Consider the following 6445-nt stretch of genomic DNA (forward strand, 5'->3'; position numbering starts at 1 on the left):
GTGCGCTTCGACGTCGCTCAGCGTGAACGGGTATTGGGTATCATTTCACCCCCCCGTTTAGCCTGAGCGTAGTCGAAGGCCACGCCGAAACCTCAAGCCCCCGAATACCGCCCCTTCAACATCGCATAGGCCGCGCGCAGGGCATAGGCATCACCCCCCTTGGGCCGCCCAGCTTTCCCCGAAGGGCGCCACGCGAACACGTCCAGATGCGCCCAGGCCGTATCCTTTGGCACGAAGCGCCGCAGGAACAGCGCCGCCGTGATCGCCCCCGCAAGGCCGCCGTCCGGCGCATTGACCATGTCGGCGATGTCGGACTTGAGCATATCGTCATACCCGTCCCAGAGCGGCATCCGCCACACCGGGTCGTCTTCCGCGCCCGCCGCCGCGATCAGGTCCGCTGCCAGCGCCTCGTCATCGGTGAACAGCGGTGGCAGGTCGGGGCCGAGCGCCACCCGCGCCGCGCCGGTCAGCGTCGCGAAGTCGAGGATCAGTTCGGGTTTCTCCTCCCCCGCGCGGGTCAGCGCGTCACCCAGGATCAGGCGACCTTCGGCATCGGTGTTGGTATTCTCGACCGTCAGGCCCTTGCGGGTCCGCAATATGTCGCCGGGGCGGAAGGACGCGGCCGACACCGCATTCTCGACCGCGGGGATCAGCAGGTGAAGCCGCACCGGCAGCTGGGCCGCCATGACGAGGCCAGCCAGCGCCAGCGCATGGGCCGCGCCGCCCATGTCCTTCTTCATCAGGCGCATTCCGGCCGAGGGCTTGATGTCCAGCCCGCCGGTGTCGAAGCAAACGCCCTTGCCGACGATCGCGATACGAGGATGGGCGGGATCGCCCCAGTGCAGCTCGATCAGTCGGGGCGCGCGCTCGCGCGTCGCGGCCTGGCCGACCGCATGGATCATCGGATAGTCGCGCGCCAGCGTCTCGCCGCTCGTCACCGAAATCTGGGCATGATAGGCCCGGGCCAGCGCTGCCGCTTCGGTCTCCAGCTCGGCCGGACCGAGATCGCTCGCGCCGGTATTGACGAGGTCACGGACCTGCGCGGTTGCGGCGGCGATGCGGATCACCTCGTCCCGGTGCGCGACGTCGCGGGTCAGCAGCACGCGGGGGCCATTGTCGTCCCCCTTGCGATAGCGGGTGAAGCGATACTGGCCGAGCAGCCACCCCAGCGCGTTGGCGCCCACCTCCGCGCCGTCGAGCCGATACTGACCTTCGGGCAGGGCCTCGGCCAGCTTGGCCAGCGCCCAGGGCTTGGCCGCGTTCGCGACGCCCGCGACGACTGTGACCTCGTCGTCCTGCGGCAGGACCAGATGGGTGTCGGGCTTGGCCACGAAACGCTGCGCCGTCGCCAGCGCGCGCGTGGAGGCGGGCTGGCGCGCGAGCCAGTCGCCGAAACCCTCAGGCGTCAGCAGGGTGATTGACCGTGCGGGCTGGCCGCGATCGGGCTGGAGCAGGGGGGCAAAGTCCATCATTCGGCGGGGCTCACTAGAAATTGTTCGATTCTGCCGTTCGGGCCGGGCTCGGCATAGGTGCTGATCCGCAGCATGCGGCCGGGATAGGTCACGCGGTAGGAGCGGTTGACGAACCCGCCGCGCAGACGCGTGCGGCCCGATTGCTCGATCTTGGTCGGTGCGCCCAGCGGCGACAGGCTGGTGCGGTAATCGGCCAGCGTCGTCGGGGTGAAATAATAGGCCGCATCTTCGGTCAGCAACGACCGATCGAGATTGCCCGTCTGAAGCTGCGCATAAACTCGCTTGGTCCGGTCTAGCGCGGCGGCGTCCTCGGCACTGGCCTCGGGCGCGGGCAGGACGATGTCGGAAATTCCCTTGGCGATGCGGCTCTGCGCGTCGGCGAACCAGGCATTGACCGCAACGACCACGGCGGCCTTGTCGTCCGGATAGACGATATTCTCGGTCAGAAAGCCGACCGCCTCGCCGCTATGTTCGACGACGCGGCGGCCATCGGCGGTGCCGACGCCGACGCCCAGCCCGTAATTGGTGTTCGAGCCATCGGTCAGCTTGACCGGCGTTTCCTGCTCGTCCCAGTCCTTGGGGGGCAGCAGCGTGCGGTTCATTCGCGCCACGTCCCATTTTGCAAGGTCTTCCGGCGACATGGAAAGCTCGCCAGCCGCATAGAGCCAGCCGGGGGCGGCCGGCGTCTCGACCCGAACGGGGCCGAGCGCATGGCGCAAATAGCCCTGCGGGAAGCCGGGGCCGACCGCCTTGTCTTGATTCAGCGCGCGCATGCCCAAGGGGCGGAAGACATGGGTCTGGAGGAATTGGAGCAGCGGCTGACCCGATACCTTCTCGACGATCATGCCCGCCACGACATAGCCGGTGTTGGAATATTGCCATTGCGTGCCGGGTTTGAAATCGAGCGGCGCCTTGGCCCAGCGGTCGACGATGCCCTGCGGGGTGGTCGGAGTCGCCATGGCCTTGAAGCTGTAATCCTGCGGCCAATAGTCGCGCAGGCCCGAGGTATGGCTCAGCAACTGGCGAAGGGTGATCTGGTCGCCATCGGTGATGCCGGGGACGTATTTGGACACAGTGTCGTCGAGCGAAAGCTTGCCCTGATCGGCCAGCAGCTGAATGGCAGCGGCCGTGAATTGCTTCGAGACCGACGCGATCTGGTAGGGGAGCTTCGGGTCGGCGGGCGCCTTCTGACCTTCGAACTGTTTGCCATAAGCCTTGGCGAGGACGATCTTGCCCCCACGCACGACGGCGATCGAGGCAGAGGGGACGCCGGTATCGGCCAGCGTCTTCGTGACCAGCGCATCGATCTTCTGATTTTCCGCCGGGGTCAGGGCCTGGGCAAGAAGCGGGGCAGGGGCGAGCAGCGCGACGGCTGCCAGCAGGGTCGGATATCTCATGGTGCCGAAGGAAGCAGGTTTGCGGTGGCGGCGCAACGGGTGGTGGACATGCACTTCGGCGTGGGGGGACGCGACTGGCTGGAGAGCCGATAGATTCTGTCCGCCTCGGCAAAGGCCGGGGTTTTCGCGGAAAGGGCCATGCAGGGGAGTGCAAGGGGGCGGCCCGCCCGCGCTGCCCCCGCCGGCCGCCCCGACGACGATAGGGGCATGATGACGCTTGTGGCCTGGGTATGGCTCTTGTGCATGTCGTACGAGATCGGTAGTTCGCCACGACAGTTCAGGCCGTTCACTCGCGCGGAAGCGACCCTCGTGCCCTATCGGGCTCCAGACCCTCAGGGGGGTACGGGACGCCTTCCGCCGCCACCGCATACCTTCATCCCATTCCATAGGGAGAGCGCCGGGCCAGCCCCGGTGATGAAGGGGCACATCGCGCTGGCCGCCATATCCATAGCCCCGCTCGGCCGAGCGGGGCCGCATCGCCGTCTCTTTCGGGTTTCCGGCGACGATGCCCATATCTCCGAGCCCGTGACCAAGGAGACGCTCCGATGGCATGGGTCATTCTGGGCATTGCCGTGATTACCGAGATTTGCTGGGCGCTCAGCCTGAAATGGGCGGCGACCGTCGCCACCTGGCAGGCGTCGAGCGTGCCGATCATCCTCAGCTTCGTGAATATGGGCCTGCTCGCGCTCGCCATGCGCGGGCTTCCGGCGGGTACGGCCTATGCGGTGTGGACCGGACTGGGCGCGGTCGGCGTCGTGATTGGCGGGGCCATCGTGTTCGGCGACAAGATCGCGCCGATCCAGGCGGGCTTCATGGTCCTGACCGTTATCGGCGTGATGGGGACCAAACTCTTCGCGCAGGGCTGAAATCAGGATCGCGCGAAGCCGCGAAGCCGCGAAGAAGGTAGTTCGCGCAGAGGCGCAGAGGCGCAGAGAGCGCAGAGGAAGAAGGTCTCCCGATCGCCACGTTTGGAACGCCTCTGCGTCCTCCGCGCCTCTGCGCGAACAAAAACCTTCGCGCCTTCGCGTCTTCGCGTGAACCAGACAGGCTCAAAGGGTAGCGATCCGCTCCCCGCGCTCCTAAATCGGCGGCGATGTCCGAGCCTCCCGTCGATCGCTTCAACGAAGAGAAATCCACCTTCACGCTGCGAGGGGCCGATGCGCCCGATCTCAAGGCAGGGGTGGCGGCGATCCGCAACGTGCTGGCGACTTTGCCGCTGCGCCCCGGCGTGTACCGGATGCAGGATGCGCGCGGTGATGTGCTCTACATCGGCAAGGCGCGCGCGCTGAAGAACCGCGTCGCCAATTATACCCAGGTCGATCGCCTCCCGAAGCGCCTCCAACGCATGGTGTCGCAGACCCGGTCGATGACCATCGTCACGACCAATAACGAGGCCGAGGCGCTGCTGCTCGAGGCGCAACTCATCAAGCGCTATCGCCCCGCCTTCAACGTCCTGCTGCGCGACGACAAGAGTTTCCCCTTCATCCTGTTGCGCAACGACCATGACTTTCCGCGCATCCAGAAGCATCGCGGCGCGCGGCGTGCGGTCGGCAATTATTACGGCCCCTTCGCCAGCGCGGGCAGCGTCAACAACACGCTGAACGCGCTGCAAAAGCTGTTCCTGCTCCGCTCCTGCACCGACAGCTTCTTCAAGGGGCGCGACCGACCGTGCCTGCTCTACCAGATCAAGCGTTGCTCGGCGCCCTGCGTCGGCCGGATCGACGAGGCCGCCTATGCCGAGCTGGTCGCCGACGCCAAGAACTTCCTCGGCGGCAAATCGACCCAGGTCCAGGCCAAGCTCGGTGCGCAGATGCAGGCGGCGGCCGAAGCGATGGACTTCGAGCTGGCCGCGATTCTGCGCGACCGGCTGAAGGCGTTGACCTTCATCCAGGGCACGCAGGCGATCAACGCCGAGGGTGTGGGCGACGCCGACATCTTCGCGCTGGCGTGTCGTGAGGGCGTGATGGGCATCCAGGCCTTCTTCATCCGCGGCGGCCAGAATTGGGGGCATCGCAGCTTCTTCCCCGCGCACACCGCCGATGTGCCCGAAGAGGAGGTGCTGACCAGCTTCCTCACCCAATTTTACGAGGAAGTGCCGCCCGCCAAGACGATCCTGCTCGACCGCGACCTGCCCGAAGGTGAATTGCTGACCGAGGCGTTGGGCGAGCGGGCCGGGTACAAGGTCCAGCTGAGCGTGCCGCAGCGCGGCGACCGCCGCCGCCTGCTCGACCAGGCCAAGCGCAACGCGGTCGAGGCGCTCGACCGGCGGCTGGCCGAGTCGACCACCCAGGCCAAGCTGCTGCGTGAGGTCGCCGACTTTTTCGACCTGTCCGAACCGCCGCAGCGGATCGAGGTCTACGACAACAGTCATATCCAGGGCACCAATGCGCTGGGCGCGATGGTCGTGGCGGGGCCGGAGGGTTTCCAGAAGGGTCAGTATCGCAAGTTCAACATCAAGGGGAACGAGGCGGCGACCAACGACGATTTCGGCATGATGCGCGAAGTCTTCCGCCGCCGCTTCGCCCGCCAACTGGAGGAGAACCCGGATCGCGACGACGCGACCTGGCCCGACCTGGTCCTGATCGACGGCGGGCGCGGCCAGTTGAACGCGGCCAAGGCGGTGCTGGAGGATCTGGGGATCGAGGATGTCTGCCTGGTTGGCGTCGCCAAGGGGCCGCATCATGGCCGCGAGGGGCGCGAGGTCTTTCACATGATGGACGGCAGCGAACGGATGCTGCCGGTCAACGCGCCGCTGCTCTTCTACCTCCAGCGGTTACGCGACGAGGTCCACCGCTTCGTGATCGGCGCGCACCGCGACAAACGCGCCAAGGCCATGGGGGCGAGCCCGCTGGACGAAGTGCCCGGCATCGGCCCGGCGCGGAAGAAGGCGTTGCTGATGCACTTCGGCACCGGCCGGGCGGTGCGCAACGCGAGTCTGGAGGACTTGCGCAAGGCGCCGGGGGTCAGCCAGGCGGTCGCGCAGCAGGTGTACGACTTTTACCATAGCCGGTAAAAGTATTGATCCTGAACCGCTATGTATGAAGCTATGCAATGGTCTTCATAACCTTATCCGTTCCATCAATCAGATCGGACACCTGCAATTCAGTTGGCTCTTTCTGCTTGTTGTGGTCGCAAATATTGCGGATGTCAGCTAGCATGGATATATGACGCCATTGCGGGACGTCGATCGTGCTAGCTGCTTTAAGTGCCTCATTAAGGTCGCCTATTCCCGGATGTTTCTTGGAAATTTTTATTTTATGATCGGCGCAAACTTGAGCTAGGGTCAGGACTCGTTGATCAAAGCCAGAAGATGATGGTGGCAGCGAGGGCGACGGCGGAGAAGAAGGCGGTTGGGCACCGATCGTAGCGGGTGGCGACGCGGCGCCAGTCTTTCAGGCGGCCGAACATGATCTCGATGCGGCTGCGGCGTCGATAGCGGCGCTTGTCGTATCTGACCGGCTCGTTGCGGGACCTTCGACCCGGGATGCAGGGTTCAATGCCCTTGGCGTTTAAAGCATCCCTGAACCAGTCGGCGTCATAGCCGCGATCGCCTAGCAGCCACTGCGCTTTCGGCAG

At 65.6% G+C, this 6445-nt stretch carries 5 protein-coding genes; 2 read left to right on the plus strand and 3 right to left on the minus strand.

The window, feature by feature from the left end:
• Positions 1-92: 92 nt before the first annotated feature.
• Together GGR45_RS08640 and GGR45_RS08645 are read right to left on the minus strand one after the other, a co-directional pair.
• The gene (locus GGR45_RS08640; RefSeq protein ID WP_175311511.1) at positions 93-1472 is read right to left on the minus strand and encodes a leucyl aminopeptidase family protein; all 1380 of its coding nucleotides are present in this window, start codon (positions 1470-1472) and stop codon (positions 93-95) included.
• Positions 1469-2869, minus strand: a complete 1401-nt coding sequence (locus GGR45_RS08645) for a serine hydrolase domain-containing protein (protein ID WP_175311510.1) — start codon at positions 2867-2869, stop codon at positions 1469-1471. The genes GGR45_RS08640 and GGR45_RS08645 overlap by 4 nt, the downstream gene beginning before the upstream one ends.
• 545 nt (positions 2870-3414) lie before the next feature.
• On the opposite strand from GGR45_RS08645, the gene GGR45_RS08650 reads away from it, so the two are divergent.
• Both GGR45_RS08650 and uvrC read left to right on the plus strand, forming a co-directional pair.
• Positions 3415-3735 carry a DMT family transporter gene (locus GGR45_RS08650; protein WP_042484285.1) on the plus strand — a complete coding sequence of 107 codons (321 nt, stop codon included), beginning with the start codon at positions 3415-3417 and terminating at the stop codon, positions 3733-3735.
• A gap of 227 nt (positions 3736-3962) precedes the next feature.
• Positions 3963-5882: an excinuclease ABC subunit UvrC gene (gene uvrC, locus GGR45_RS08655; protein WP_175311509.1), complete on the plus strand. Its 1920-nt coding sequence runs from the start codon at positions 3963-3965 to the stop codon at positions 5880-5882.
• A gap of 284 nt (positions 5883-6166) precedes the next feature.
• On the opposite strand, the gene GGR45_RS08660 is transcribed toward uvrC, so the two are convergent.
• The coding region (locus tag GGR45_RS08660; RefSeq protein WP_183988967.1) for a transposase at positions 6167-6445 on the minus strand (279 nt) is incomplete at its 5' end.

Origin of the sequence: Sphingomonas zeae (assembly GCF_014197135.1) — a bacterium.
Classification (GTDB): Bacteria; Pseudomonadota; Alphaproteobacteria; order Sphingomonadales; family Sphingomonadaceae; genus Sphingomonas; species Sphingomonas zeae.